The organism is Methanobrevibacter ruminantium, from assembly GCF_016294135.1.
Lineage (GTDB): Archaea > Methanobacteriota > Methanobacteria > Methanobacteriales > Methanobacteriaceae > Methanobrevibacter > Methanobrevibacter ruminantium_A.
In genome coordinates this window covers 1-4,480 of sequence record NZ_JAEDCO010000064.1, presented here as the reverse complement: position 1 = coordinate 4,480, position 4,480 = coordinate 1, and the positions used below count along the sequence as shown (strand labels likewise).

At 30.5% G+C, this 4,480-nt stretch carries 4 protein-coding genes; 2 read left to right on the top strand and 2 right to left on the bottom strand.

The features are described 5' to 3' along the window. Window positions 1-32 precede the first annotated feature (32 nt). Complete coding sequence (locus tag VW161_RS08680) at window positions 33-218, top strand: hypothetical protein (RefSeq protein ID WP_325192944.1); 186 nt, start codon at window positions 33-35, stop codon at window positions 216-218. Window positions 219-222: 4 nt separating this feature from the next. Continuing rightward, window positions 223-639: a HEPN domain-containing protein gene (locus tag VW161_RS08675; RefSeq protein ID WP_325192943.1), complete on the top strand. Its 417-nt coding sequence runs from the start codon at window positions 223-225 to the stop codon at window positions 637-639. Window positions 640-934: 295 nt separating this feature from the next. Here VW161_RS08675 and VW161_RS08670 read toward each other — a convergent pair whose 3' ends face one another. Together VW161_RS08670 and VW161_RS08665 are read right to left on the bottom strand one after the other, a co-directional pair. Beyond that, a complete protein-coding gene (locus VW161_RS08670; protein WP_325192942.1) occupies window positions 935-3,904 on the bottom strand; it encodes a DEAD/DEAH box helicase in 2,970 nt (989 codons plus the stop codon). Window positions 3,905-3,919: 15 nt separating this feature from the next. Beyond that, window positions 3,920-4,309 carry a (deoxy)nucleoside triphosphate pyrophosphohydrolase gene (locus tag VW161_RS08665; protein ID WP_304135558.1) on the bottom strand — a complete coding sequence of 130 codons (390 nt, stop codon included), beginning with the start codon at window positions 4,307-4,309 and terminating at the stop codon, window positions 3,920-3,922. Window positions 4,310-4,480: the final 171 nt, after the last annotated feature.

Here is a 4,480-nt window from a genome sequence, read left to right as displayed (position 1 = left end):
GATTTGTAAAAAAATATGATTTCCTGGGTGAAATGACACTGGTGGAGGAACAGGACATAGAAACTTTAGACTATCTCTACTATTTCAACAAGCTAAATGGGAGTGAAAAGGAAATTCTGGACTCAGCACTTTCAGAAATTTATGAGCATATGGGTGAATTTTCAAGGAAATCCAAAATTGATGAATACTGCAGAAATGCAGTCATCCTGTTTAGGTGATATTATGGATATAAGGAAATATCCTCAATATCAATTATACCTGTTTACAATGCAAATGCTCATGTTAAAGGGTCAGCTGATACCTAAACATTGCAATGAATGGTGTGCCAATGCCAGCATAATCAATCGAGCATACTATAGCTCATTTCTATATTGCCAACTATGGCTTAGAGATGTTAAAAAATTTAAAGTAAAATCTCCTTGGAATTTCAAGAACAAGAAAGAGGCAATTAGTGAACATAAGCAGGTAAGAAATGCATTATACAATTTTGGGGAGAAGAATGTCAAATCAGATCTAACAAGATTAGCTCACTTGAGAAAAAAAGCGGATTATGAACCATTTAAAGATATAAGTCCAGAAGAAGTGGGCGAAGCGATTGAACATATGGAGAATATATTCAATCGTCTGAAATTTGAATAAACTATTTTTTTTAAAAAAATTTTAAAATTACGAAATGATTATAATATTCCAACTTTTTTAAAAAATTTGGTGGAAGATGAGAGAAAATAAAAGTTTTGATCCAACTTTTTTAAAAAATTTGGTGAAAAAGGAAGTTTTAAATAATTTTATCTATAAGTTGAAAATAAATTATTATATATTTTTATTTAAATTTAAGTAAAATAAAGACTGTATAAATTAAAATGATATTTATTATGAATATATGTCGTTTAATTGAGTATAAACTTAATTAAATTATATCAAAAATTAACTCCTTTTATTCCTCATCTAATTTATCCATAAAATAATTATAAATCTCTTCTTTACATGTGTGAGCTAATTTATACCTAAAATTAACAATAGGTAACTTATTACCATGATCATCATCAATAGTAGTTTCACGATGGCATATAGGATTCGCTTGGCCAATATAATAGAAGTCCTTACCTTCTCCATCACTGTGTTTAACGAAAATATGGATTTCAGTCTTTTCATCCAAAATTCTTTTAACTTCAGGACTATCTAATCTAACTCTACTCCTTGTCATCCAGCTAAAAATATCTCTAGAGATAAATTCATCCTGATATTTAGTGCTGCTTGAAATGTCCTCTTCTTTTTCATAAGTGACAAAAATAGGACAAGTGTTGTGTTTTACTCTATATCCATACATTGTAGAACTGTCATCATGAGGCCAATTCAATAATCTACATGCATCTTTTCTTGAATATTTTGCATATAAAGTCAAATTATGACCGTCTGTAAATTTATGATTGTATTCATATTTACTTAAAGCATAATCAATCAAGTCATTAACGTGACGATAAAAAATAGGATTTGATAAAAACTGTTTAAATTTATCAGAAATCTCAAATCTTTCTTCTAATCTATTAGACAAATCAAATTTAGCAAAATTATTTCCACTATCATCTATAAATGTTAAAGGAATATCTAAATTGAAAAATTCAATACCCTCATATTTCTCTTGATCTTTAGTGATGAAGAAATCCAAATTGAATATATTAAAGGAACTTTCAATGGATTTAAAATCATCTGCAATATCATAACCCTTAAGGCATTCTTCTAGTTTTCTTATAGTGAAGAACTTGTTATAAATAAGCAATTTCAAAATTAAAAGTTCATGAGGCCTTTTACCATCAGAGAATACATCTGTAATGAATTTCAAATATCTGATTTCTTCTGTGCTTAATTCATCTTTATATTCCTTTTCCACCTTTTTCAAGAAATTATGATATGTATCAAAACTATTGTGACTTAAAATTAAAGATGGATCAAGTTCTCCATTTTCATAGAAATCGCATAAATAAGGAATTCTTCCAAGCCTAAATTTAAGGTTTTCATAAGCTTCTTTAAATAAAGGAATTCTGGAAAAGTTTGTATTGTTAATAGCTTCATAGATTCTCTTTTTGGATATGCTATCAAAGCTAATGGAGGATTGTCCGGGAATAATCTTGGATCCTTCCATTAGGTATCTGCGAATATTATCCTTATCATAAGTTCTGTCCCCGGATAAAGCAATTGGAATCAGGAAATTGTTCTTGTAATTTCCAATGAAATCAATTATAACAACATATTCCTTGTTTTTAAATTTACGTAACCCTCTTCCTAATTGCTGAATGAAAATAATTGAAGATTGAGTAGGTCTAACAAGCAACACTTGATTGACTTCTGGAATGTCTACTCCTTCATTAAAAATATCTACAGTGAAAATATATTCAATTGGATCCCTTGCATCATCACTTGTCAGCCTATAAATAGCTTCTTCTCTTTCATCTTGACTATTGTCACCGCTTAAAAATACTGAATCATGGCCTCTTTGTGTAAACGCATCCGCCAATTCTCTTGCTTCTCTTTTAGTGCTGCAGAATACAAGGGCTTTGCACCTGTCTCCAGTATGGCCGTAATATTCAGACTTTTCAAGTAAGTAATTTACACGTTCATTGGATACCAAATATCTGAAATCACTTTCATCATCCAAGACTTCACCGTTTACAGTTAAATCACTTATTCCAAAGTAATGGAAAGGACATAATAAATCCTCTTTCAAAGCATCCTGAAGCCTGATGTCAAGGGGCACATTATAATCAAACAATTCATAAATGTTCTCACCATCTGTTCTATCAGGTGAAGCTGTCATTCCAAGCCAGAATTGAGGTTTAAAATAGTTCAATAGCTTTTTATAACTGAAAGCTCCCGCCTTATGAACTTCATCTATGACAATGAAATCAAATTCATCTTGATCAAATTTTGTATAGACATCATCCTTAGACATGGTTTGTACAGTTGAGAACAAATAATCCTTTTCATATTCCTTTGAATTACCTGAAAGAAGGCCAAATTTATCATCTTCACCATTGAAAACTCTTTTAAATGATTTTATGGCCTGATTTAAAATCTGTTCCCTGTGAACTATGAATAAGAATTTCCTTGGGGCAAAATCCTTTACAGCAAATGCTGCTGCATAAGTCTTTCCAGTACCAGTAGCTGATACAAGAAGAGCCCTGTCTTGCCCATTTAAAACTAGAGTTCTAAGTTCTTTCAAAAAGTCTCTCTGCATGGAATTTGGTGCTAACTCTTCTTCTGTCTCTTCTTTGATTTCCTTATAATCTCTATTGAAATCTCTAAAGTTCTTTTTATAATTATAAATATTTTCATATTCCACTATGATATCATCTATATTTGAAGATTTTTTCCATAGATCATCAAATTCTTCAATTAAACTTTTTAAAATTTCTCCATCGTAGAGGGAAGAAAATCCAATGTTCCATTCCTTATTGATTGTTAAAGCATTTAAAGTAAGGTTAGAACTACCTACAATGGCCTTATAAATATCATTATTCTTAAAAATATATCCTTTAGTATGAAAACCATCAGTCTCATCCGTTTCATACAATTTTATTTCAAGATTTGATAAATCATTGAGCTTTCTTAAAGCTTCAGGCTCTGTAAAAAATAAATAGTCAGTAGTGATAATTTTTCCTTTAACTCCTTTTTTCTCAAGCTCCTTTAGATCTTGTAAAAGTGGAGTAAGGCCTCCCATGGTGATAAATGCAACACTAATATAGAACTCTTCACAGTTGTTTAATTCATCTTTAATTGAATTCAAGACCTTATGGCCCTTACTGTTAACCAATAGTCTTGGCCTATATTCTGAAGAGGACTCATAATCTCCATTGATAAAAGCAGTCTCTGCCCCTTCCAAGATGATTTTATCTATATCTTTGTTCATTTGCACACCAAAAAATTAGAAAGTTAATGATTCTTTAATGTAATTTACGGCCTTAATGTCAGCTTGAATCCATTCCACTGAATCAAGCTCATCTAAAGATAGCCATCTAGCTTCCATGTGTTCCAATAGCTCAATATCGCTTTCTAAAACACATTCAAAGCAAGACATGTAAAGGTAAAAATTAGGGTATTGCCATTCTAGATCTAAGGCAAATTTTTCAACTAGGATATCAGCATTTAATTCTTCCTTTATTTCACGAACTAAAGCTTCTTCCTTGGTCTCACCCTCTTCTATCTTGCCGCCAGGAAATTCCCAAAGACCTTCAAATTCTCCGTATCCTCTTTGGGTAGCTAATATTTTATTGTCTTTTTTTATAATAGCGGCAACTACATAAAGCTCTTTCATTAAATAACCTCAATTACATTATAAAATATAATATAAAATTAATTGAATATAAAATTTTGTAAAAAAAGATTGTAAAAAAAATAAAAAAAGAGAATAAGAATTAACTTATTCTAAAGAATTATTCACTTGATAAGCAGGACTATCTTCAGTTGCTGGAAGCTCTTCACTTCC